General features: G+C 37.1%; 22 protein-coding genes. 9 read left to right on the top strand and 13 right to left on the bottom strand.

Annotated elements, in window-relative coordinates; translation table 11 throughout:
* Window positions 1-16 precede the first annotated feature (16 nt).
* Window positions 17-1,531 carry a GH3 auxin-responsive promoter family protein gene (locus NG809_RS09315; RefSeq protein ID WP_262150018.1) on the top strand — a complete coding sequence of 505 codons (1,515 nt, stop codon included), beginning with the start codon at window positions 17-19 and terminating at the stop codon, window positions 1,529-1,531.
* A gap of 52 nt (window positions 1,532-1,583) precedes the next feature.
* On the opposite strand, the gene NG809_RS09310 is transcribed toward NG809_RS09315, so the two are convergent.
* The 9 genes from NG809_RS09310 to NG809_RS09270 all read right to left on the bottom strand — a co-directional run bounded on the left by NG809_RS09310 (window position 1,584) and on the right by NG809_RS09270 (window position 9,736).
* Window positions 1,584-1,958 carry a hypothetical protein gene (locus NG809_RS09310; RefSeq protein ID WP_262150017.1) on the bottom strand — a complete coding sequence of 125 codons (375 nt, stop codon included), beginning with the start codon at window positions 1,956-1,958 and terminating at the stop codon, window positions 1,584-1,586.
* Between the two features lie 20 nt (window positions 1,959-1,978).
* Window positions 1,979-2,317, bottom strand: a complete 339-nt coding sequence (locus NG809_RS09305; RefSeq protein ID WP_262150015.1) for a hypothetical protein — start codon at window positions 2,315-2,317, stop codon at window positions 1,979-1,981.
* Window positions 2,318-2,361: 44 nt separating this feature from the next.
* Window positions 2,362-3,354, bottom strand: coding sequence for an endonuclease/exonuclease/phosphatase family protein (locus NG809_RS09300; protein ID WP_262150013.1), 993 nt, complete (start codon window positions 3,352-3,354; stop codon window positions 2,362-2,364).
* 6 nt (window positions 3,355-3,360) lie between these two features.
* Window positions 3,361-4,083 carry a rhomboid family intramembrane serine protease gene (locus NG809_RS09295; protein ID WP_262150012.1) on the bottom strand — a complete coding sequence of 241 codons (723 nt, stop codon included), beginning with the start codon at window positions 4,081-4,083 and terminating at the stop codon, window positions 3,361-3,363.
* A 4-nt stretch (window positions 4,084-4,087) separates the two neighbouring features.
* Window positions 4,088-5,863 (bottom strand): DNA mismatch repair endonuclease MutL, encoded by a 1,776-nt coding sequence (gene mutL / locus NG809_RS09290; protein WP_262150009.1) that lies wholly within the window; start codon window positions 5,861-5,863, stop codon window positions 4,088-4,090.
* Between the two features lie 234 nt (window positions 5,864-6,097).
* Complete coding sequence (locus NG809_RS09285) at window positions 6,098-6,952, bottom strand: YoaK family protein (RefSeq protein WP_262150007.1); 855 nt, start codon at window positions 6,950-6,952, stop codon at window positions 6,098-6,100.
* 31 nt (window positions 6,953-6,983) lie between these two features.
* Complete coding sequence (locus tag NG809_RS09280) at window positions 6,984-7,481, bottom strand: hypothetical protein (protein ID WP_262150005.1); 498 nt, start codon at window positions 7,479-7,481, stop codon at window positions 6,984-6,986.
* Window positions 7,482-7,612: 131 nt separating this feature from the next.
* Entirely contained in the window at window positions 7,613-9,025 is a 1,413-nt protein-coding gene (locus NG809_RS09275) for a sensor histidine kinase (protein ID WP_262150004.1), read from the bottom strand.
* A gap of 3 nt (window positions 9,026-9,028) precedes the next feature.
* Entirely contained in the window at window positions 9,029-9,736 is a 708-nt protein-coding gene (locus NG809_RS09270; RefSeq protein ID WP_262150003.1) for a response regulator transcription factor, read from the bottom strand.
* 145 nt (window positions 9,737-9,881) lie between these two features.
* On the opposite strand from NG809_RS09270, the gene NG809_RS09265 reads away from it, so the two are divergent.
* On the top strand, window positions 9,882-11,426 hold the full coding sequence (locus tag NG809_RS09265; RefSeq protein WP_262147575.1) for an IS1182 family transposase: 1,545 nt from the start codon (window positions 9,882-9,884) through the stop codon (window positions 11,424-11,426).
* A gap of 106 nt (window positions 11,427-11,532) precedes the next feature.
* On the opposite strand, the gene NG809_RS09260 is transcribed toward NG809_RS09265, so the two are convergent.
* On the bottom strand, window positions 11,533-14,061 hold the full coding sequence (locus tag NG809_RS09260; RefSeq protein ID WP_262150001.1) for an ATP-dependent Clp protease ATP-binding subunit: 2,529 nt from the start codon (window positions 14,059-14,061) through the stop codon (window positions 11,533-11,535).
* 151 nt (window positions 14,062-14,212) lie between these two features.
* On the opposite strand from NG809_RS09260, the gene NG809_RS09255 reads away from it, so the two are divergent.
* The 6 genes from NG809_RS09255 (at window position 14,213) to NG809_RS09230 (ending at window position 18,731) form a co-directional block, all read left to right on the top strand.
* Complete coding sequence (locus NG809_RS09255; protein WP_262149999.1) at window positions 14,213-14,443, top strand: uroporphyrinogen decarboxylase; 231 nt, start codon at window positions 14,213-14,215, stop codon at window positions 14,441-14,443.
* Entirely contained in the window at window positions 14,440-15,537 is a 1,098-nt protein-coding gene (locus tag NG809_RS09250; RefSeq protein ID WP_262149998.1) for a glycosyltransferase, read from the top strand. The genes NG809_RS09255 and NG809_RS09250 overlap by 4 nt, the downstream gene beginning before the upstream one ends.
* Window positions 15,538-15,569: 32 nt before the next feature.
* Window positions 15,570-15,989, top strand: coding sequence for a SufE family protein (locus NG809_RS09245; RefSeq protein ID WP_262152568.1), 420 nt, complete (start codon window positions 15,570-15,572; stop codon window positions 15,987-15,989).
* A gap of 2 nt (window positions 15,990-15,991) precedes the next feature.
* Window positions 15,992-16,957 carry a glycosyltransferase family 9 protein gene (locus NG809_RS09240; RefSeq protein ID WP_262149996.1) on the top strand — a complete coding sequence of 322 codons (966 nt, stop codon included), beginning with the start codon at window positions 15,992-15,994 and terminating at the stop codon, window positions 16,955-16,957.
* A 5-nt stretch (window positions 16,958-16,962) separates the two neighbouring features.
* The gene (locus tag NG809_RS09235; RefSeq protein WP_262149994.1) at window positions 16,963-17,865 is read left to right on the top strand and encodes a glycosyltransferase family 2 protein; all 903 of its coding nucleotides are present in this window, start codon (window positions 16,963-16,965) and stop codon (window positions 17,863-17,865) included.
* Window positions 17,866-17,975: 110 nt separating this feature from the next.
* Window positions 17,976-18,731, top strand: a complete 756-nt coding sequence (locus NG809_RS09230; RefSeq protein ID WP_262149992.1) for an amidohydrolase — start codon at window positions 17,976-17,978, stop codon at window positions 18,729-18,731.
* A gap of 144 nt (window positions 18,732-18,875) precedes the next feature.
* On the opposite strand, the gene NG809_RS09225 is transcribed toward NG809_RS09230, so the two are convergent.
* Genes NG809_RS09225 through NG809_RS09215 form a run of 3 tightly spaced genes read right to left on the bottom strand, consistent with a single transcriptional unit; the run spans window position 18,876 to window position 20,970 of the window.
* Window positions 18,876-19,175 carry a thioredoxin family protein gene (locus NG809_RS09225; protein WP_056027470.1) on the bottom strand — a complete coding sequence of 100 codons (300 nt, stop codon included), beginning with the start codon at window positions 19,173-19,175 and terminating at the stop codon, window positions 18,876-18,878.
* Between the two features lie 19 nt (window positions 19,176-19,194).
* A complete protein-coding gene (locus NG809_RS09220; protein ID WP_262149988.1) occupies window positions 19,195-19,560 on the bottom strand; it encodes a rhodanese-like domain-containing protein in 366 nt (121 codons plus the stop codon).
* Window positions 19,561-20,970: an MBL fold metallo-hydrolase gene (locus tag NG809_RS09215; RefSeq protein WP_262149986.1), complete on the bottom strand. Its 1,410-nt coding sequence runs from the start codon at window positions 20,968-20,970 to the stop codon at window positions 19,561-19,563. It abuts the gene before it with no gap.
* A gap of 288 nt (window positions 20,971-21,258) precedes the next feature.
* Between NG809_RS09215 and NG809_RS09210 the strand changes: the two genes are divergently transcribed.
* Complete coding sequence (locus NG809_RS09210; RefSeq protein ID WP_262149984.1) at window positions 21,259-22,785, top strand: DUF853 domain-containing protein; 1,527 nt, start codon at window positions 21,259-21,261, stop codon at window positions 22,783-22,785.
* Window positions 22,786-22,857: the final 72 nt, after the last annotated feature.

Below are 22,857 nucleotides of genomic sequence, written 5' to 3'. Positions count from 1 at the left end.
TGTTATATTTGTTGTAATGGCAACAAAGGCACTTTTCAATACGGTGGTCAATTGGTTTATCAAGCAGAGGATAGACCAGATACAGCATTTCATCGATCATCCGATAGAAACCCAGAAAGGGATTCTCTTTTCGCAGCTCTTTCATGCGGAAGACACCGAGTACGGGAAAAAGCATGGCTTCAACTCCATTTCAAGCTATCAGGATTTTAAAAATAAAGTCCCTGTAGTTTGTTATGAAGATTTTGAACCTTACATCGAAAAGGCAAGGCAGGGGCAGAAAGACGTCAGCTGGCCCGGTTACATCAAGCATTTTGCGAAATCTTCCGGAACGACGAATGCGAAAAGTAAATTTATCCCAATCTCCGCAGAAAGTCTTGAATACTGCCACATGAAAGCCGGAAAAGACATGGTTTCTATCTACGCCAACAATCATCCGGAAAACCAGCTTTTCACCAATAAAAATCTACGTCTTGGCGGAAGTTCCGAACTCTACGCTGACTTCAATACAAAATTTGGAGATCTTTCTGCTATTATCATTGATAATCTACCTTTTTGGGTAGAAATTACCACCATTCCCAATAAAAAAGTTTCTCTGATGTCTGAATGGGAATCTAAACTTCAGGCAATTGTTTCGCAAGTTAAAAATGAAGATGTCGGAAGTATTCTTGGAGTCCCAAGTTGGATGATGGTGCTTCTGCAAAGGGTTTTAAAGGAAACTGACGCGGGAAGTATTTCTCAGCTTTGGCCTAATCTTGAAGTTTTTTTTCATGGCGGAATCAGTTTTAAGCCTTACCGTGAACAGTATCAGGGAATCATCGGTAAAAAAATAAATTACTACGAAATTTACAACGCGTCAGAAGGCTTTTTCGGAATTCAGGACAGATCAGACAGCGACGAGATGCTTCTGATGCTCGATTACGGAATTTTCTATGAGTTCATCCCGATGGATCAGTTTCATCTTTCTAACCCGAAGGTAGTGTGTCTGGAAGAGGTTGAAAAGGGCAAAAACTACGCAATGGTCATTACCACCAACGGCGGTTTGTGGCGTTATCTGATTGGCGATACGGTAGTTTTCACATCCACAGATCCTTTCAGAATAAAAATTACGGGAAGAACCAAACATTATATCAATGCGTTCGGGGAAGAACTGATGATTAATAATGTGGATGCCGCCTTGGCAAAGGCTTGTGAATGTACACAGTCAAGCATTGCAGAATTTACAGGCGCTCCGGTTTTTATGAAAGAAAACGAAAGTGGTGCCCACGAATGGATTTTTGAATTTACCAAACCACCTGAAAATCTGGATGCATTTGTAGATTCTTTTGATCAGCACTTAAAATCAGTTAATTCTGATTATGAGGCTAAAAGGTACAATAACATTACTTTGAAAAGACCTTTGGTTCACATCGCAAAACCCAATTTATTCTACCTTTGGCTGGAGTCCAAAGGCAAACTGGGTGGACAAAACAAAGTTCCGCGACTGAGCAATGACCGTGAATATATAGATGTGCTTTTAGAATTAAATAAATAAAAAAAACCGCAGGAATCATTTCTGCGGTTTCTCATTTTTATTGTTTGATTAATTATTTATTCAAATCTTCTTTCAGTTTTTTTGCACTTTCCTCAATTTTTCCGGCACCTTTTGCAGCTGCTTCCTTGATGTCTTTGCCTGCTTCGTTCAGATCCTTTTTTGTTTTTTCTGCGGTTGCATCAATTTTCTGTTTTGCTGCGTCAGCTTTGGTGTCGATTTCGCTGGTTGCTTTATCAATCTTATTGTTGATGTCATTTCTGGTTTTGTTGACATCCGAACTGTCCACAATTCCTGAAGTCGTTTCAGTAGTAGTAATTGTTGTTTTAGAGCCATCAGGATTTTCAATGGTTTCTGTTTTCGATGTTGATTTTTCGCAGGCAGTCATTAAACCTAAAAATGCTGCTGCAATGATGATATTCTTTTTCATATAAAAATATTTACAAGTTATTACTCAGTTTTGGGTTTGTCATCTTTAGTTTCGGAAGATTTTTTCTTTTCTTCTTCCGCTTTCTTTTTATTTTCTTTTTCCAGTTCGTCAGCAATTTTTTTCTCCTGCTCCTGAAGTTTAACCACTGCTTTCAGAGAGTCCTGATAGCGTTGTGAAGACATTCTGATCTGTCTCACCACATCTACTGAAGTTGCTCCCGGAGAAAAAGAATCTATGGCAGTGGTGTCGTAAGTTGCTCTGCTTTCATCAACCGCAGCCACCGCAGAGGTGTCGGGTTTTTTGCTGCAGGATAATCCGACAGTGATGAGGCAAGCAATTCCAAAGATAAAATTTTTCATAGAGATTCTTTTTTGAGAAGCAATTTATTTGCCATAATTTCAGTTTAGTTTGAAAATTTTAAGGTGGCCGAAACAGGATAGTGATCTGAAATTTTCACTGAATGATCTACTTCATAAGAAACAGGAAGAATAGATTCTGACGAAAAAATATAGTCTAAACGCAGCGGATATTTATAATCATGAAAACTCGTAGCACTTCCTTTTCCCACTTTTACAAAGGCATCCTGCAGATTTTTGCCTAAATGATAATATTCATAGGAATTGGGTACTGCATTAAAATCTCCGGTCATAATTACGGGGTAGGGAGAATTGTCTACATATTTTCTGATCATGTCAATCTGATCCTGATGCATTTTGAAAGTAGGGATGAGTTTTTTTACGATATTTTTCACTTTCGTTTCGTCTTCAGCGCTGTTTCCTTTAAGCTTAACCATGCTTTTGTCGAATTTAAATGGCTGAAGATAAACATTAACAAGTCTAACCGTTTTATTATTAATTTTAAGATCTGTATAATCGGCAAATGCATTAAAATCTTCGCTGTACATTCCTTCAAAAATCTCTTTGTACCCCACAATCTCGTATTTTGAATAAAGAGAACTCAAAGGTCTTTCCTTTGCTTTTTTTAACCCTGTAAACTGATAATCAAGATTGCCGTCTTCCTGCAGCAAAACGATATCTGCACCTTTTCCGTTGATGTAATTTTCGATTTCGTTTTTACCAAATTTTCCGCCTTTTGTATTAAATGTGATGATTTTTAAATCGCCTGTTTCTTTTTGAGAACTAAAATTGACCCAGCGCTGTGTTGCAGAAAAGAAAAACAATCCCAAAAACATAAAAACAAAAGCCCTTTTTTTCCACATAAAAATCCATGTTACAGTCAGTAAACAGTAAACAGAGATTAATACAGGAAATGCCAGCGACAAAATATTAAACCAAGAAAAAATCTTCGGTGGAACATAAGCATTCAGCAAAACGCCAAATAACAGACAGAGAACTCCAAGATGAGCTATGAGAAGAGCAATCCTTACAATTTTCATAACATTTTAATTGAAACGGTAGAGGTGCTTCTTCCAGATTTTTGCTAAAATAAAACCTACGATGGCACCTCCAACGTGAGCTAAATGTGCAATGCCACCTGTATTGCCTGTAACTTCCAATACTATTGAGCCAATGATAATAACGGGCAAAACATATTTAACTTTTACAGGAATCGGGATAAACATAATTCCTATTTTTGAGTCTGGATATAAAGTTGCAAACGCTGCAATAACACCGAAAATGGCTCCCGAAGCTCCAACCATTCTTCCAAATAACACAGGGTTTATTTTTTGACTAACCAATTCCTGAACCTGTAATGAAACTTTGGTGTTTGCAAAGCTTTCAGGATCTGCAATATAGCCTTGTATATTAAATCCTAAATCGTTTAATTCAGAAAAAGCACTTTGATACTGTAAAAAATTCCACAGAGTATATAATGCAAAAGCTCCCAGGCCACTCAGAAAATATAGAATTAAATATTTTTTATCTCCCAGAGATTGCTCCAGAATTGGCCCGAAACTAAACAATGTAAGCATATTAAAAAGTATATGCATAAAACTTCCGTGCATAAACATGTGTGTGATGATCTGCCACGACTTGAACTGTGGCAATAGCGGAAAGTATGCAGAAAGGTAATCGTTTAGCTGTGGCATAACGAGTGCTGCAATAAAAACCACAATATTCAGAATAATTATGTTTCGGGTAATCGGTGGTATAGTATTAAACATCTATTTAAAATTTATTTTTAAAATCATTAAATGGCACTTCAAAAAAACAACGTTTTCCATTCGGTAAATACTCTGGGAAGCCCAATGCGGTGAAATCTTTGACAAGCTGTTCCGCATCTTTTTTGTAAATAAAATCAAAACGCGATTTAGACTGCATTTTAGACCATTGGTTCTGGTAAAACTGCATAAATTCTTCCTCGGTTTTGTATTCCAGTACTTCAAAAAGATTCTCCAGAAATTTCATTACCTGAGTTTCTTTTAAGCCTTCCGGCACGCTGTCTATTCTTAAAACACTTTCGTGTGCAATTTTCATGTCAAAACCAAGTTCCGGCAGATATTTTTTTATCGATCGGTATTTATTCTTCTCGATTTCATTCATGTGATATTCCAAAGAGAACAATAGAGTATGGCTTGCAGAGTTTATTTTTCTTTCAGATTTAGTATTTTCTGAAACCACCAACCGGTGCATTCTGCCCAAATCAAGCATCAGGGTTCTGTCGCCTTTATTGAAAAGCCAGTATCCGTTGGGAAGCCTCATCAGATCTTCATCGAAATCTTCGTCTTCAAAAAGATTAATTTTTGATGGTTCTGCAGAGATATTCTGATGGTACATTTCTGCCAAATTCTGCATTTCCGCCTTAGTCACCTGCTTTTCTTCAGCAAATGGATTGTAATCGCGGTCTACCGTTATTTCGGGCATTTTCACGGAAACATTTCCTTTACTCGGAAAACTTTTCTGCATCATCTGATCAAGGTGTGGATCTCTTTCAAAATCCAGACTTGGAGCAATGTTGTAAATTCCTAAAGATCTCTTAATAGTTGACCTCATCAAAGCGAAAATCAGATGTTCATCTTCAAATTTGACCTCGGTTTTTTGTGGATGAATATTGACATCAATTTTCTCAGGATCGATTTCAAGATAAAGAAAAAATGTTGGGATAAATCCAGGCAGTAGGAGTCCGTCAAAAGCCTCCTGAACAGCTTTGTTGAAGTAAGCACTTTTAAAAAACCTTCCGTTGACGAAGAGAAACTGTTCGCCTCTGGTCTTTTTTGCCCCTTCAGGTTTAGCTACAAAACCATGAAGTTTACACCAGATAATATCTTCTTTGATAGGAATCAACTGTGGTTGCAGTTTTCTGCCGAAAATATCCACGATTCTCTGCATCTGGCTTCCTTTTCTCAATCTGAAAATCGCTTCATCATCCTGAAAAAAGGAAAATTCAAGATTTTCATGAGCCAGTGCAACTCTTTGGAACTCATCAATCACATGACGGAATTCTATATTGTTGTTTTTAAGAAACTTTCTTCTGGCGGGAACGTTATAGAAAAGATTTTTAACCGAAAAATTAGAACCTTCGGCAGTCTGAGTCGGTTCCTGAAACTGAAATGTTCCGCCTTCGATGTAGATGTTGGTTCCCAAAGCAGCGTCCTTCAACCTGGTTTTCAGTTCGACCTGTGCTACAGCCGCAATGGATGCTAAAGCTTCACCACGAAAACCTTTGGTCGCAATTTTAAAAATATCTTCGGTACCACGGATTTTTGATGTGGCGTGTCTTTCAAAAGCCATTCGGGCATCGGTTTCAGACATTCCTTTACCATCATCAACCACCTGAATCAAATTTTTTCCCGCTTCACGGATGATGAGCTCTATTTTTGAAGCACCTGCATCAATAGAATTTTCCAGCAGCTCTTTTACAATGGAGGCAGGCCGCTGCACGACTTCTCCTGCTGCAATCTGATTGGCTACGTGATCCGGTAAAAGCTGAATAATATCTGACATATATGCGTAATGAACTTACAAAAATACTCAAAGCAAATTACAACAGAAAAAAACAGACTATGAATTAAAGATTTAAATATCAACAATAAATGTTTAAAACTTTTTTCAGACAAAAAATACTGCTCATAAATGACCTTGACGGGTAATTTGTATAGTTGAAAAAAAAACTCCTGCCCAAAAAAGGTGCAGGAGTTCCAAACTAAGTATATACAATTAATGTGCTTTTGAAAATATTTACATCAATTTTTCTTCAAGAATAAGTTTAGACTTTTCTTTTCTTTTTATAGGTTTCTCCACTGCTGCGCTGCCGTGTAATCTATCATACAAAACAGACATCAGATTAGGACTTTTGTAGATTTTTGAATATCTGTAGTTGGTTCTGAAGTGTCTGATATTAATCTTATAAAAATCATATCCAATCACCACAGAAAGACAGGCGCTGATGACATAAAACACTCTGAATTCCAGAATGTAATAGGTTAATCCTGAAAATACTGCTCCCACCACATATGCTGCCATAATGCTCCAAAGTAGTTTGGCCTTAGCCACCATTTCGGGATTTTTTCTGAATCTTTTCTGAGTAAACATTGAAGTGAGAATTCCCAAATCTGTGGTTGTACCCGTAAGGTGAGTGGTTTTTACAGAGAAGTTGGAGATACTCGCCGTTAAGCCATTCTGCAGACCTGTGGCGAAAAGCATGATTCCCACTAAAACTTCCGCTTCCTCGAGTGTTTTCTGATAATACAGCTGTCCGTAAATTCCTACCGCCATTAAACATATAATTTCCAGAATCAGTGGGATGGAATGTGCCAGATATTTGCTCTTTTTGTGAAGGTTTATCACCGAAAGATTGGAAACAAAACTTCCGAAGAAGAACATGAAAATCCAAAGTCCGGCTACCAAAACCTGAGACCAGTTTCCTTTACTTATTTCTGCTGCAAAAACAGCGTAATGACCGGTCACGTTTGAAGTAAACGAGAGAAATATCAACAGTGAGGCAATGTTTATGGTTCCTGCCACGAAGGCAGTCAGCGTCCCTAACTGTATGTTTTCCTTGAGCGTTCGGCTGCTGCTGTAATTCCTTAACATTTTTTAATTCTTTAATAATTAAACCTTCATCTTAAACTTCTGCAAAGACTTCTGCAATCTTTCCTTTTTCAGGCATGAAATCCGGAGTGACAACCTTTATTTCCTGAGCTTCAAGTATATTTGTCTTTCTCAGAAAAGGTACAATATCAAATTTTCCGCTGTGATTGATTTCTTTTAAAGAATCAGAGTAATACGCTTCCTGCACATCAGAAACTTTGAGATACTGATCAAATGTTCTCTGAAAATATCCTGTAAAAATATCGCAGGTAATTTTGGTTACCATATCCGGATATTTATTTTTAATGATGCTTAAAGCTTCGCAAAATTCCGCAGACCTGATTTTGCTGAAAATTTTGCCTTTATTGCTGAATAATAAATCTCTGATTGAATCTCCGGCATCATAACCTGACACCAGTAAAATTTTGTACTGCCCGCCACTATTTGAAGAACTTTTTTCTCTCAAAACTTTCTTCATTACATTTAAAGACTCAAGCGAAAAATCTGTGGCTATTAAAATCGTTGTGCTCATAATCTGTAGATTTGGTTAGTGAAACTTTTTTTACTCTACAAAACTATGATCACAATATTAAAAGCCTTTTGGAAAGGAATTAAAATGTAGTTAAAAGGATTAAAATGAGATTAGAATATTAGAAATGGCAGTCAAATCTGTGTTTCTTCGTTCTTTAATGTATTGTACAACGTTGGAAATCTAAGCTGAACCGTTGTTCCCTGATTTTCGAACGAACTTACAATCAGTTCACCATTGTGCATTCTTACAATATTCCTTGCCAGAGGTAAACCAATGCCATAACCTTCGTAATTTTTGGTATTCGAAGCACGGAAAAACGGATCATAGATTTTATGCATTTCAGATTCGGGAATACCGATTCCGCTGTCTTTGATGATGATGTAAACGTCTGTGTCTGTAGCACCTAAAGAAACTTTCACCTGCTGAAAATCTGAATATTTGCAGCCGTTGTTGATAATATTGGTCACTGCAAGATGCAGCAGCTGCTCGTTCCCAAGGATTTTAAGTTTTTTCGGGTTGTCCGGAAGCATGCTGATGTCCAGATAAATATTATTTCGGGAATCTATTTTTCTGATGGTTTCTATGGCGTCCCAGATCAGCTGGTCGATCCGAACTCTGTCTATTTTCTGAATTTTACCGTCAAATCCGGTTTGGGCAATGAGAAGAAGAGCCTTAATTTTCTTGTCTAATTTTTCTGCTTCGTCGAGAATAATTTCTAAAGTTTCCTTGTATTCCTGAGCACTGCGGTTGATTGATAAAGCCACATCTGCCTCTCCCATAATCGAGGTGAGCGGCGTTCTGAGCTCGTGAGAGACATTTCCGATAAGGTGATTCTGAGTTTCAAAAGATGTTTCGAGCCGTGTGAGCATCGTGTTGAAAGTGTCTACAAGTTCGTTCAGTTCTTTGTTTCCGGCTTGAGGTTCGAGTCTTAAATGTAAATTTTCTGAGCTGATTTCTTTTACTTTTCCTGTGATTTTTAAAATCGGTTTAAATAAAGTTTTAGAAAGATAAAACGAAAAAATCATGCTGAAAAACAGGGAGAGAACCATACAGGTAATCAAAGTACGCTTCAGAAATCCTAAATAATAAACAACGTAATGGTTTTTGGCTGAGGCAATTGCGATATAACTTTTGTTGTTGTATTTAAAACTCTGCCCGATATAATAAAACTCGTTATCATTGTAATTCGCTTCTCCTTTTCTGATAATATTCTTAAAAAAACTGTCTGGAATGTGTACCTCGGAAGATATTTTTTTAAAATTTGAATCCTCCGGAACAGAAAAAACATAATCTCTTTCCATGGGAAGTTCTTCGTCATTCAGGCTGTTGAGAATATGGTTTTCGGGAAGATCCAGCTGTTTTTTGCTCTTTTCAATCTGAACAATGGTTGTGGTTCTGATTTTTAAAAGTTCATAAAATCTCTGATGCGAGAAATTAACAATCGAATAATAAACCAAACCGCCAAACAGCAAAATGATGGTGGCGAAAACGACCATCAGCAGAATCATCGTTTTAGTCTGATTGTTAATTACCCGGTTAAACATTTTCTAAGCCTTTTTTAGTACATATCCCATTCCAATTACGGTATGAATCAGTTTGTTATCTTCATGAGTGTCTACTTTTTTCCGCAGGTAATTTACGTAAACATCCACCACATTGGTTCCCATTTCATAATTCACGCCCCAGACTGCATCAAGAATTTCTGCACGGGAAATTACTTTTTCCGGATTATTCAGAAAATACAGAAGCAACTTAAACTCTGTGGAAGTAAGCGAAACTTCCTCGCCTGCCCGTGTCACTTTTTTGGTGTAATCATTTAAACTTAAATCTGAAAACTGGTAAATATGTCCGCTCTGAACGTCTTCATCATCTGAATCGGATGATGCGCTGCCGTTGCTTCGTCTCAACAGAGATTTTACTCTTGCAACAAGTTCGATAAATTTAAAAGGTTTCACCAAATAATCGTCTCCGCCACTTTCCAAACCGAGAACGATATTCTCAGAAGTTCCCAATGCCGTTAAAAATAAAATCGGAACATGAGTATTTGTTTTTCTGATTTCCTTGCACACTTCCAATCCGTTCATTTCAGGAAGCATAATGTCTAAAATCACCAGATCGAAGTCGTTTTCCTTTACGAGTTTAGCTCCCGTAAGCCCGTCGAAAGCTACTGAAATTTCGTATCCGTTTTCCTGAAGTCCTTTTTTAATAAAAGAAACTACGCTGGTTTCGTCTTCAATCAGAATTATTTTTTTCATAAAGGTTCCTGTTTCACAAAAATAAGAAATTCATTTCAGTGGTGATGCCGTGAAATAAAAGAATCCGTCTCACAACTGAGGCGGTTTTTTTTGGTAATTATTGCAGGATTTCGTATATTTATATCTGATAATCAGATAGTTGTTTATGAATTTTAAGCATTATAATCAAAATCAGTTGGTTTTGTTTCCTTATAGTTTTGAGGATTTGATTCCCGAAAATCATCCTGTTCGGATCGTTAATGATATTTTGGAGAAGGTAAACATTGACCCGCTCCTGAAAGCTTACAGTAAAGAAGGAAATCCCAGTTATCACCCTGTGATGATGCTCAAGGTGATGGTTTTTGCGTATATGAACAATATTTATTCATCGCGGAAAATCGAAAAAGCGCTTCGTGAAAACATCAACTTCATGTGGCTCTCCAACATGAGTATTGTAGATCACAATACCGTGAACCGTTTTCGTGCCCATAAACTTGAAGCCGCCTTCAAAAATATTTTCTCCCAGGTGGTTTTGCTTTTGGCAGAAGAAGGTTTGGTGAGCCTGAAACAGGTGTTTGTAGACGGAACCAAAATTGAAGCACAGGCGGGTCGCTACACTTTTGTCTGGGCAAATTCCATCAAAACCAACAAAGAAAAAATGCTTCGTCAACTGGAAGAGCTCTGGAAATACGCTCAAAGTGTGGCAAAGGAAGAAGATAAAGACCCTGAACCGCCGGAGTTCAAAGAGATCAGCAAAGAAAAAATCCGGCAAACGGCAGAAAATATCAATGCCAAATTAAAAGGCAGCGGGGGTAAAACCGATTCCGACAAAAAAGCCAAAGCCAAACTGAATTACATTAAAAACAATTTTGAGAAAAACCTCGATAAATACGAAGCTCAGGAAGCTATTTTAGCAGAGCGGAATTCCTACAGCAAGACCGATGAAGATGCTACTTTCATGAGAATGAAGGACGATCACATGATGAATGGACAGCTCAAACCGGCTTATAATGCACAGATTTCCACAGAGAATCAAATCATCGTCAATTATACCATCCATCAGCAAACCAATGATATCAATACTTTGGAGCGTCATTTGGAAAATTTTGAGAAATTGTTTGGTAAAAAAAGAATGGAAGAGTTGGAAGAACTCACTGCCGATGCGGGGTACGGAAGCGAGCAGAACTACGAATTATTGGAACAGAACAATATTACACCATTTGTAAAATACAATACTTTCGACAAAGAGCAGAATGCCCATTATCAGGCGAAACACAAGACTTTCAGCAAAGAAAATCTGCATTACAACGGGGAAGGCGATTTTTATATCTGTCCGATGGGACAAAAGATGGAAAAAACGCACGAAAGCACGCGCAAAACCAAGACCGGTTATCCTCAAAAGCTCTCCCATTATCAGGCTAAAAACTGCTATGGATGCCCAATTAGAGGCGTTTGCCACAGTTCCAAAGAAAACCGAAGCATCGAACGGAACCATCATTTGGAAGATTACAAAGAGAAAATACGAAAGCTTTTAAACAGTGAAAAAGGCATTAAAAAAAGAAAACAACGCTCGGTTGAAGTAGAACCTGTGTTTGCACATCTCAAACATTGCAATAATTTTAAGCGGTTTACCCTCAAAGGTCTGAAAAAAGTAGAATTGGAGTTCGGTTTACACGCTTTAGCACACAATCTAAGAAAGAAAGTTGCCTAAAGAGGACAACTTTTTCTATTTTCCAAAATAATATACATTTTACTGAAATAAAAAATCCGCCTCAAATTTTGTTGTGAGACGGATTCTGTCTGTTATTTTATAAATCTTAAGGTTGAGAAGATTTCTCTTTTTTAGATTTTGAAGTTTTTCCGGCTAAGCCGTCTTTGGCTTCGTTGAGGTCCAAGACTACAGTTTCACCTTCAGATAACTGCTTGTTTACGAGCATCTCTGCAAGTAAATCTTCAATATATTTCTGAATAGCTCTTTTCAGAGGTCTAGCACCGAAGTCTTTGTCCCAGCCTTTTTCAGAGATGAAATCTTTGGCTTCTGTAGTTAATTCTACTTTGTAGCCTAATTTTTCTAATCTTCCGTAAAGTTTGCCTAATTCAAGATCAATAATTCTCTTGATATCTTCTTTTTCTAAAGAGTTGAAGATCACAATATCATCAATTCTGTTCAGGAATTCCGGAGAAAATGCCTTTTTCAATGCGCTTTCAATTGTACTTCTTGCTCTTGAATCTGTGTTGGTTTTCTTTGCATTCGTTCCGAAACCTACACCATCTCCAAAATCTTTAAGATCTCTCGTTCCTATGTTTGAAGTTAGGATAATAATCGTATTTCTAAAATCGACTTTTCTTCCTAAACTGTCCGTTACGTGGCCTTCATCTAAAATCTGAAGTAAAATATTGAATACATCAGGGTGAGCTTTTTCAATCTCATCCAAAAGAACAACGGCATAAGGTTTTCTTCTTACCGCTTCCGTTAATTGTCCGCCTTCTTCGTATCCAACGTATCCCGGAGGCGCACCTACCAATCTTGAAACTGCAAACTTCTCCATGTATTCACTCATGTCGATTCTGATCAAAGATTCATCAGATTCGAATAGTTCTCTTGCCATTACTTTTGCAAGCTCTGTTTTACCAACACCGGTTGTACCAAGGAAAATGAATGTACCAATCGGACGGTTTGGATCTTTCAGTCCTGCTCTGTTTCTCTGAATTGCTTTTACAACCTTCTTCACAGCGTCTTCCTGACCGATTACTTTTCCGTTTAGCTGACCATCCATCTGGGCCAGTTTATCAAGCTCATTCTTACCAACTTTCGTCACAGGAACGCCGCTCATCATAGATACTACTTCTGCAACATTTTCTTCAGAAACGGTTTCTTTTTTCTCCTTAACATCTTTATCCCACTGATCCTGAGCAGAGTTTAGCTCCATCTGAAGTCTTTCTTCCTCATCCTTCAGTTTTCTGGCTTCAAGATAATCCTGAGCTTTCACTGCTTTTTGTTTTAATTCCTTAATGTCTTCAATTTTCTTTTCAAAATCGATAATTTCGGTTGGAACTTTCATGTTTTTAATATAAACACGGGATCCCGCCTCGTCCATTGCATCAATCGCTTTATCCGGTAAAAAACGGTCGGTAATGTATCTTGACGTAAGATTTACACACGCAAGAATTGCTTCATCGGTGTAAACTACGTTGTGATGTTCTTCGTATTTATCTTTAATCTGATTCAGAATCTGAACAGTTTCTTCAATCGAAGTTGGTTCCACCATTACTTTCTGGAACCTTCTTTCCAAAGCACCATCTTTCTCAATATACTGACGGTATTCGTCAAGGGTCGTTGCCCCGATACATTGAATTTCGCCCCTTGCCAAAGCAGGTTTAAACATATTTGAAGCATCCAGACTTCCTGTTGAACTACCTGCGCCAACAATAGTGTGAAGCTCATCAATGAATAAAATCACATCTCTGTTTTTCTCAAGTTCAGTCATGATTGCTTTCATTCTCTCTTCAAACTGACCACGATATTTTGTTCCGGCAACTAAACTCGCCAAGTCTAAAGTAATAACACGTTTTCCGTATAATACTCTTGAAACTTTTTTCTGTTGAATTCTTAAAGCCAAACCTTCTGCGATGGCTGATTTACCAACTCCAGGCTCACCAATCAGAAGAGGATTGTTCTTTTTTCTTCTTGATAAAATCTGGGAAACTCTTTCTATCTCTTTTTCACGCCCGATTACAGGATCTAATTTCCCGTCTCTTGCCAATGAAGTTAAGTCTCTTCCAAAATTATCTAAAGTAGGAGTTTTGCTTTTCGCAGAACCAAGGTTTCCTGTAGGTTTTCTCATCTGCTCAAAATCTTCTCTCTCATCATCATCGTCATAAGCACTCATCTGTGGAGCCTGACCTGAATTTTTAAGCATCGTCTGATATTCTTTAGAAACACCTTCGTAATCTACATCATAGGCTCCTAAAATATTGGAAGTAGGATCTTCATATTTATAAAGAATACCCAGAAGTAAATGAACGGTGTTGATCTCGTTGCTTTTATATTGTCTGCATTCCAGCTCGGCACGCTTTACCGCATGATCTGCCATTTTAGTAAAAGAAATATTCGGAACTTCCTCTGAAATAGGGTTAATGCCTGCAATATTTAAAGTTTCAATTTTTCTTCTTATCTGTGTTAGATCCACATTAAGGTTTGTAAGAATTTCTTTGGCAGAGTTTTCTGTTTTTAGTATTCCCAAAAGGAGATGTTCTGTATTAAGAAATTCACTTTTCAGCCTTCTTGCTTCGCTCTTGCTTTGTTTGAACACCTGGCTCAAACCTTGTGAAAACTTGTAATCCATAATATAACTCGTTAGAATAAATGCACCATTGCCATTTATTCAATATCTAAGTTACAAATATTTTACCAAAAAACAATCTCTGACTTTATGGCAGAAATTTGTTTTTTATCTTATTGAAAATGACTAAGTTTGTGTTCGTTTAAATATTTTCATGAGCCAGGAATTTGCATCGTATATAGGCTATGCCGCGTCTTTCTTCATTGTCTTAAGTTTTATTCTCAAAGATCTCACCAAAATCAGAATTGTAAATCTTGTAGGCTGCATCTGTTTTGTGACCTACGGAATCTTCAGCGGAATGTTGTGGCCTGTAATTATTCCCAATGCCATTATCTGCCTCGTCCAGGTTTATTATTTGATTATCGGGAAGAAGAAATTAAAATGAAAAGAAAAATTATTATTTCTGCTTTCAGCAATCTTTATACTGATCAGCGGATTGAAAAAGTCTGCAAAACATTACACGAAAATGACTACGATATTGAACTTATTGGGAATGACTGGAACGGTGCCGAAGAAATGGCAAGACCGTATCCTTTTGTCAGAATTTTCCTTATTTCAAAAAGTTTGAAAACGGCTTATTTTGAATTTAACTGGCAACTCTACCGTCTTTTAAAGCAAAAAGCAGATAATAACACTGTTTTGTATGCCAATGATCTTGATGCCTTGCTTCCCAATTATTTGATTTCAAAAAAATTAAATATTCCGCTTATCTTTGACAGTCATGAAATATTCTCTGAAATGCCTGCAATTCAGGGTAAAATGTCTCAAAAACTTTGGCGGTTTTTAGAAAAAAAATTAGTTCCGAACGTCAGATTTATGATAACGGCCAGCGGAAGTTATGCCAATTGGTTCAGCAAAAAATACGAAGTCAGCCCCGTTGTTCTGCAAAATGCACCCCGGAAAATCAGTTTTAATATCGAAATTCCGGAAAACAATCCAAAAATTCTTTTGTATCAGGGGGCAATCAATCCGTTTCGGGGGATCGATAAAGCTATTTTGGCAATGCATCATTTGGAGAATGTAATTTTTAAAATTGCAGGCGACGGACCACGAAAAAAGGAATATGAAGAACTGGTAATTAGAGAAAACCTTCAACGCAAAGTACAGTTTTTAGGTAAACTTCATCCCGATGATCTCAGGAAAATCACTTTGGTAGCTGATTGCGGAATGAGTATTGAAGAAAATGGCGGCGAAAGTTATTTTTATTCGCTTCCCAACAAAGTTTTAGATTGCATTCAGGCAAGGGTTCCTTTAATAATGGCGGATTTACCGGAAATGAAAAATGTTAAAAATCAATTTGATGTGGGAGAAATTATCGAAGATCATCATCCTGAAAATATTGCAGCTGCCATTACAAAAGTATTGAATAGAGGAAGAAATAATTATCTTTCTGAATTGAGCAAAGCCTCGGACATTCTTTGTTGGGAAAGGGAAGAAATCAAACTGTTAAATGTTGTTGAAAACGCGCTTCGTTTCTAAATTTTGTATCTTTGCACAAAGAAAGTATAGAAATGACCATTAAAGAAAAACAGCAGGAGATTATTGATGAATTTGCTTTTCTGGACGATTGGGAGCAAAAATATGAATACATCATCGACCTCGGGAAGGAACTGAAAGGTCTTCCTGACGATAAAAAAACTGACGACAATATCATTAAAGGCTGCCAGAGCAAAGTGTGGATTGATGCCGAATTTAAAGATGGAAAACTGTTCTTCAATGCCGATTCAGACGGGATTTTGCCGAAAGGAATCGTTTCTCTTCTGGTAAGTATTTACAGCGGTCATTCCACAAAAGAAATTTTAGATTCAGATTTTGAATTTATTTCAGAAATCGGGCTTCAGGAATTTCTGTCGCCATCCAGAGCCAATGGTTTGATGGCAATGACAAAACAGATTAAATTTTACGCAGTAGCTTATCAGTTGAAATCTTAGTTGTGACCAGAATTTTAGCATACCGTTTTTCCGCTTTTGGGGATGTTGCCATGACGGTTCCTGTTTTCAGAGAATTTCTTGAGCAGAATCCTGATGTTGAAATTGTAATGGTTTCAAGAAGTAATTTTGAGGGTTTGTTCACTGATATTCAAAATGTTAAATTCAAAGGGGTTGACCTTGATGATTACAAAGGTTTCTTCGGATTGAGACGTTTGGCAAATGAACTTCAGAAAGAGTTCCAACCTGATTTTGTTGCTAACCTGCATGATGTAATCCGCACGAAAATTCTCGATAAAATCTACAAACGACGAGGCCTGAAAGTCTTTAAAATAGATAAAGGCAAGGAGGAAAAAGAAGAACTTACAGACGTCTGGAATCTCAATAAAAAACAGCTTAGACGCACCGTTGAAAGATACGCCGATGTTTTCAGGGCAATGGGTTTCAGTTTGGAACTTTCGCATCAGTTAAGACCTTTAACCAATGACAAAAAAGGAATAGGATTTGCTCCGTTTGCTCAGCATCAGGGAAAAATGATGCCTCTTGAAAAATCTTTTGAGCTGGTAAAAATTCTTGCCAAAAAACACAAAATTTACTTCTTTGGAGGAGGTTCAAAGGAAACTGAAACTTTACAATCCTGGGAAAGTCAGATTCCCAACACGGAAAGTCTTGCCGGAAAACTGAGTCTTTCAGAAGAATTAAAAAAGATATCCCAACTCGAGCTGATGATTTCGATGGATTCTGCCAACATGCATCTGGCGAGCGTTGTAGGAACCCGATGTATTTCAGTTTGGGGATCTACAGATCCTTTAGCCGGTTTTTTAGGATTCGGGCAAAGTGAAAATGATGTTGTACGGGTTTCAGATTTATCTTGCCGCCCGTGCTCTGTTTTTGGGGACAAAGAATGTTACCGTGGTGACTGGGCATGTCTTGAAGAGCTTGAAGTAATGCGGGTCGTTGAAAAGATTTAAAAATAATGATAAAACTTTCGGTCTGTATTCCTGTTTATAATTTTGATGTTCGTGAATTGGTTTACGGACTGAAAAAGGAAATCGAAAGCCAAAATCTCTCTGCTGAAATTATTTTAATTGATGATTTTTCAGACTGGAAATCTTGTAGTTTAAATTCTGAAATTCAAGATGTTGCAAGTGTATTTCTTTCACTTGATAAAAATTTGGGAAGGTCAAAAATCAGGAATCTTTTTTTGAATTATGCTCAGGGAGAATATCTTCTTTTTTTAGATTGTGACGGGAAACTAATTCAGGAAAATTTTCTGAAAAATTACATTAATTTTCTTTCAAAAAATCCTCTCACCGACGTTTTGTATGGCGGAAGAAAAGTTCCCGCAGAAATTCCTGATCAGAAACATCTTTTACGCTGGAAATTTGCTGTAGAAAGGGAAAATCTTTCGGTCGGGGAAAGAAAATCTCATCCTTATTTAAGTTTTCAGACCAATAATTTTGTGATCAGACAGAACGTTTTATATAAAATTCCTTTCAATGTTTCTTACAGCAATTACGGTTATGAAGACCTGCTTTTTGCCATGGATTTAAAATCTGAAAATATCATCATTCATCACATTGAAAATCCGGTTTTGAACAATGATGTTGAAACCAACGAGGTATATTTAGAAAAAGTCAAAGAATCTGTAGCAAGCGTTTCTGCCATGTTGAAAAACAATGCTGTAAAAGACAGAATATCAGATATTAAACTTGTAAAAGCATTTGGAAAATTAAATTTTTTTCCTCTCAATATTTTTATTGTTTTCTTTTTTAAAATTTCTAAAAACTTTCTGGAGAAAAAACTTTTACATGGCAACAAAAGTCTTCGTTATCTAGATTTGTATAAGCTAGGACTACTGTTTAAATTAATGAAGTGATTTTCGTACTCAATAGCAGATATTCGGATATGGCTATCCATGCATTATTTATTAAAGTTAGGCTTGTTTAGAATTGAAAACCGTAATTTTAAGAACTTAATTGACTGCTCATGAAAATTACAGGACTAAATCAGAATATCGTCTGGAAAAATAAAAATGAAAACTTTGCATTAATTGAAAATCAACTTCAAGATCAGGAAGCGGATCTCTTCCTTTTACCTGAAATGTTTTCAACAGGCTTTTGTATGGATGCAGCCGAAGTTTCCGATAAAAATGAAGAATCTTTAACTTTTTTAAAGAAAATATCTCAGGAGAAAAATTCTGCCTTTGCCGGAAGTGCTTCTGTGGAAGTGGATGGCAAATTTTTCAACAGAATGTATTTTGTAAAGCCGGATGGCGAAGTGTCTTTTTATGATAAAAGACATCTGTTCTCGTTTTCCGGAGAAGATAAAATTTACACTTCCGGAAGTGAAAGAGTGATAGTGGAATATCTTGGAATCCGTTTTCTGCTGCAGGTTTGCTATGATTTAAGATTTCCTGTATTTGCCAGAAATAATAATGATTATGATGCAATATTATACGTTGCCAACTGGCCTGAAAAGAGAGTAGGAGCGTGGGAGCATTTACTCAAAGCCCGAGCAATAGAAAATTTATCTTATGTTTTCGGTTTAAACCGAATCGGTACCGACGGAAATGGTCTTTTCTATCAGGAAAGTTCGCACTGTTTTTTCGCAGATGGGAAAGAAGTTGCGGAAAAAAAGGGAAATTTGATAACCGCAGATTTAAATTTAGATGAATTGAAAGATTTTAGAAATCATTTTCAGTTTTTGAATGATCGTGATTCTTTTTCGATTGATATTAAATAGACTGTTGACTGGCTGAGTTTTGTCATCCCGTAGGGATCCAGACGGGAATCTTTTATTCTATTTCTAAAAAATAGCTTAGATCCCTACGGGATGACAAACATTGTTAAAGTTACTCTAAAAAAAAACTTTGAAAAAGCACAAAGTTTAAATATACTGCTCCAAAAGCTGAGTCAGACGGTTCACGTCATGCACACCGCTTTCTTTATACAGCAATTCTCCTTTTTTGAAAACCGCCAAAGTCGGAACACCACGCACGCCGTATTGGGAGGCGATTGCAGGATATTGGTCTACATCAATTTTTACAATTCTTGCGCCTTCTCCCACTTTTTCTTTCACAGTCGTTAAAACCGATGACTGCACTTTACAAGGCTGACACCATGTTGCGAAAAAATCGATGAGTACGGGTCTTTCTGATTCTATGAGTTCCTGAAATTTTTGTGACATAACAATTTCATTAAATGTTTTACTTTAAATTCTGAATGGCTTTGATATTATCTAAAGTCTTGCCATCATACACCTCAATGCCGTTCTTTTTTAAGATTTCCACTGCGTCATCTGCCTGAATTCCTTTATTGCAGAAAACGACCACCTTTTTACCTTTCAAAGATTCTGCTTTGTTCTGAATTTCTACTAATGGAATATTGATAGCTTTGTCTGCTGTTCCTTCAGCATACTGTTCCGGAATCCGAACATCAACCAGAACGGTTTCTGAATCTCTCACCAGCTCAAGAATATCAGTTTTAGCATTTGTTTGCGGTACGGACGCAGTTTTGCATGCATTCAGTGAGAAGAATGCAACGAGAATAATTCCAAATAAAAAGATTTTCATTTAGAGCGTTTTAGACTGACAGACAAAATCCGAAACCGGTAGTTTTTCTGTTTTTTTAATGCCGTTGAAACCACCTTCAATTTCAGTAAAGTTTCTGATTCCGTGAGAGTTGAGGATGCTTGCAGCAATCATGCTGCGGTAACCTCCGGCACAGTGTAAAAAGAAATGTTCAGAATCATCAACCGTTGAAACCCAGTCGCTGATTGTATCTAAAGGTCTGCTGTAAGCGTTGTCAATATGTTCGGCAGAATATTCACCGATTTTTCTTACATCAATGATTTTTGAATTTTCATTAAACTGTTCTACAAATTCAGCTGGAGTAATCCTTTTCACTTCATCAATCTCCTTTGTGGAATTTCTCCATGAACTGAAACCTCCTTCTAAATATCCCAAAACATTATCAAAACCAACTCTGCTCAGTCTTGTGATTACTTCCTCTTCGGTTCCCTCATCGGCTACCAAAAGCAAAGGATGCTTTACATCAACAATCAAACTTCCAACCCAAGGTGCAAAATCTCCTTTTAAACCGATATTGACAGAGTTGGGAATAAACCCTTTATGAAAATCTGCGGGTCCGCGTGTATCTAAAATCAAAGCTCCGGTTTCTTCTGCAAAACTTTCAAAATCTTCCACTGAAACGGGGTTTAAACCTTTGGTCATCACATCATCAAGACTTTCGTAACCACCTTTGTTCATGGCGACGTTCATCCCGAAATATTTTGGTGGAGCCGTTAATCCATCAAGAACTTCTTTAATAAAAGACTCTTTATCAGGCTGATTCAGCGCATAATTGGTTTTTCTTTGATTTCCAAGAATATCAACTGTTTCTTTCTGCATATTTTTACCGCAGGCCGAACCCGCGCCGTGAGCAGGATAAACGGTAATGCTGTCATCTAAAGGCAAAATTTTGCTGTGTAAGCTTTCGTATAAAATTCCGGCAAGATCTTCCTGAGTCATCGTTCCTGCTTTCTGAGCCAGATCGGGGCGGCCCACATCTCCTAAAAATAAGGTGTCTCCTGTGAAAATAGCAGTTTCAACACCGTTTTCATCGATCAGAAGGTAAGTTGTACTTTCCATCGTGTGACCAGGCGTGTGAAGAGCCTTTATTTTGATTTTTCCTACTTCGAAAATCTGGTTGTCTTCAGCAATAATGGCTTCAAAATCCGGTTCTGCAGTGGGTCCGTACACAATTGGCGCGTCTGTTTTTTTGCTTAAATCCAAATGTCCGGAGACAAAATCTGCGTGAAAATGAGTTTCAAATATATATTTTAAGGTGACGTTGTCTTTTTCAAGGCGGTCAAGGTAAGGTTTAACTTCTCTCAGCGGGTCTATAATTGCAGCTTCGTTTTCTGATACGATGTAATATGCGCCCTGAGCGAGGCAACCTGTATATATTTGTTCAATTTTCATTGATTCCGATTTAATATAATTATGAAGCTACAAAGTAATGAATTAATTATAAAGAAATGATAACTGTGAATGATAGTTTCTTTCAATTGTAAAATTTTAATATTTTCAATTTGTGTGGAACTTGCTAAATTCCAGACATTAAGCACAATATAGAAGTAGATAAAATTTGTAGACTGTTTTATATCATATTTCACAATAGTCATTTTAAATTTAGATTTTTAAGAAATTCATAAAATTGAAACTGCTGTTTTTGCAAAAATAATTACCTTTAGATGTTAAAAAAATCAAATGGCAGACAAAACAAAATTTATTGACGAACTTTCAAGAAGATACACTCCAAAAGGAGAACATATAATTTTAGGAAAAGGAATGCTGGATGGTGATGTTGTCACAGAAGTCAACGTCACGATTCCTTTAAAAACCATTAACCGTCATGGTCTTATTGCCGGAGCCACCGGAACCGGAAAAACAAAAACACTTCAGGTTTTCGCCGAACAACTTTCCCACGCAGGAATTCCTTCTTTGGTTTTAGATATTAAAGGAGATTTTTCGGGAATTGCAGAATCGGGGCAGATGAATTCTATCATTGAAGATCGTTATGCAAAAACTCAACTTCCGTACAATCCGCAGGCGTTTCCAGTCGAATTGATGAGCATTTCCGGTGGAAAAGGTGTGAAATTGAGAGCAACTGTTACTGAATTTGGTCCTGTTTTATTAAGTAAAATTTTGGAACTGAATGACACCCAACAAAGCATCATGTCGATTGTTTTCAAATACTGCGACGACAAAGGTTTGCCTTTGATTGATTTAAATGATTTAAAAAAAGTTTTACAATATGTAACCGACAATCCGCAAGGCAAGGCTGAATTGTCGGCGAATTACGGTTCAATCGCTTCAGCATCTTTAGGAGCTATTTTAAGATCAATTGTTGCATTGGAACAACAGGGTGCCGCAGATTTCTTTGGGGAATTAAGTTTTGATGTTCACGACTTACTTGAAACTCGCGATGGAAAAGGCGTTGTCAATATTTTAAGGGTGGCTGATATTCAGAATAAGCCACAGCTTTTCTCCACATTTATGCTTTCGCTTTTTGCTGAAATTTATATGACTTTCCCTGAAGAAGGCGACAGCGGAAAACCGAAATTGGTATTGTTCATTGATGAAGCACATTTAATTTTTGATGAATCCTCCAAAGCTTTAGTTTCACAAATTGAAACGATGGTAAAACTGATCCGTTCAAAAGGAGTTGGAATTTATTTTATTACTCAGATTCCGGGCGACGTTCCTGAAAATGTGCTTTCGCAATTGGGTTTGAAAATACAGCACGCTTTAAGAGGATTTACTGCAAAAGATAAAAAGGAAATTTCAAAAGCCGTTGAAAACTATCCTACAACGGAATTTTACAATGCTTCTGAATTAATTCAAAACTTAGGAATTGGTGAAGCTTTTGTCACTGCATTGGACGAAAAAGGAATTCCAACGCCTCTGGTTCACACATATCTCATTTCTCCTGAGTCAAGAATGGATGTTCTGAATGATGCTGAAGTTTCTGACTTAACTTCCAGATCAGCACTGGTTTCAAAATATGAAAAACCAATCGACAGTGAGTCTGCGTATGAAATTTTAGTAAAAAGAATGGAGCAGGCGGTTGAAAATTCAGCTCCAACTCAAAAAACAAAACCTGTAAAAGAAGAACCTGGAATGTTTGAGCAGGTTCTGAAAAGCAGTGCAGGAAGAACATTTGCCAACACTTTGATGCGTGAAGGTGCCAAAGCGATTTTAGGAATGCTGGGACTGGGAAAACGCAGAAGATAACGACGCAGATTAGTCTTTCTGATTAATTTTATTATTTTAGCAGATTAGCCAAGATTTAAAATACAGTTAAAT

The organism is Chryseobacterium foetidum, assembly GCF_025457425.1.
GTDB lineage: Bacteria > Bacteroidota > Bacteroidia > Flavobacteriales > Weeksellaceae > Chryseobacterium > Chryseobacterium foetidum.
This window is presented reverse-complemented; position numbering and strand designations above follow the sequence as displayed.

Bases quoted from the DNA above. Each gene is read 5' to 3' on its own strand.
- NG809_RS09270 (WP_262150003.1), bottom strand. From the start codon at position 9,736: ATGAAAAAAATAATTCTGATTGAAGACGAAACCAGCGTAGTTTCTTTT.
- mutL (WP_262150009.1), bottom strand. From the start codon at position 5,863: ATGTCAGATATTATTCAGCTTTTACCGGATCACGTAGCCAATCAGATT.
- NG809_RS09250 (WP_262149998.1), top strand. From the start codon at position 14,440: ATGAAAAGAAAAATTATTATTTCTGCTTTCAGCAATCTTTATACTGAT.
- NG809_RS09260 (WP_262150001.1), bottom strand. From the start codon at position 14,061: ATGGATTACAAGTTTTCACAAGGTTTGAGCCAGGTGTTCAAACAAAGC.
- NG809_RS09230 (WP_262149992.1), top strand. From the start codon at position 17,976: ATGAAAATTACAGGACTAAATCAGAATATCGTCTGGAAAAATAAAAAT.
- NG809_RS09210 (WP_262149984.1), top strand. From the start codon at position 21,259: ATGGCAGACAAAACAAAATTTATTGACGAACTTTCAAGAAGATACACT.
- NG809_RS09235 (WP_262149994.1), top strand. From the start codon at position 16,963: ATGATAAAACTTTCGGTCTGTATTCCTGTTTATAATTTTGATGTTCGT.
- NG809_RS09280 (WP_262150005.1), bottom strand. From the start codon at position 7,481: ATGAGCACAACGATTTTAATAGCCACAGATTTTTCGCTTGAGTCTTTA.
- NG809_RS09310 (WP_262150017.1), bottom strand. From the start codon at position 1,958: ATGAAAAAGAATATCATCATTGCAGCAGCATTTTTAGGTTTAATGACT.
- NG809_RS09245 (WP_262152568.1), top strand. From the start codon at position 15,570: ATGACCATTAAAGAAAAACAGCAGGAGATTATTGATGAATTTGCTTTT.
- NG809_RS09295 (WP_262150012.1), bottom strand. From the start codon at position 4,083: ATGTTTAATACTATACCACCGATTACCCGAAACATAATTATTCTGAAT.
- NG809_RS09275 (WP_262150004.1), bottom strand. From the start codon at position 9,025: ATGTTTAACCGGGTAATTAACAATCAGACTAAAACGATGATTCTGCTG.
- NG809_RS09225 (WP_056027470.1), bottom strand. From the start codon at position 19,175: ATGTCACAAAAATTTCAGGAACTCATAGAATCAGAAAGACCCGTACTC.
- NG809_RS09315 (WP_262150018.1), top strand. From the start codon at position 17: ATGGCAACAAAGGCACTTTTCAATACGGTGGTCAATTGGTTTATCAAG.
- NG809_RS09285 (WP_262150007.1), bottom strand. From the start codon at position 6,952: ATGTTAAGGAATTACAGCAGCAGCCGAACGCTCAAGGAAAACATACAG.
- NG809_RS09305 (WP_262150015.1), bottom strand. From the start codon at position 2,317: ATGAAAAATTTTATCTTTGGAATTGCTTGCCTCATCACTGTCGGATTA.
- NG809_RS09300 (WP_262150013.1), bottom strand. From the start codon at position 3,354: ATGAAAATTGTAAGGATTGCTCTTCTCATAGCTCATCTTGGAGTTCTC.
- NG809_RS09220 (WP_262149988.1), bottom strand. From the start codon at position 19,560: ATGAAAATCTTTTTATTTGGAATTATTCTCGTTGCATTCTTCTCACTG.
- NG809_RS09215 (WP_262149986.1), bottom strand. From the start codon at position 20,970: ATGAAAATTGAACAAATATATACAGGTTGCCTCGCTCAGGGCGCATAT.
- NG809_RS09255 (WP_262149999.1), top strand. From the start codon at position 14,213: ATGAGCCAGGAATTTGCATCGTATATAGGCTATGCCGCGTCTTTCTTC.
- NG809_RS09265 (WP_262147575.1), top strand. From the start codon at position 9,882: ATGAATTTTAAGCATTATAATCAAAATCAGTTGGTTTTGTTTCCTTAT.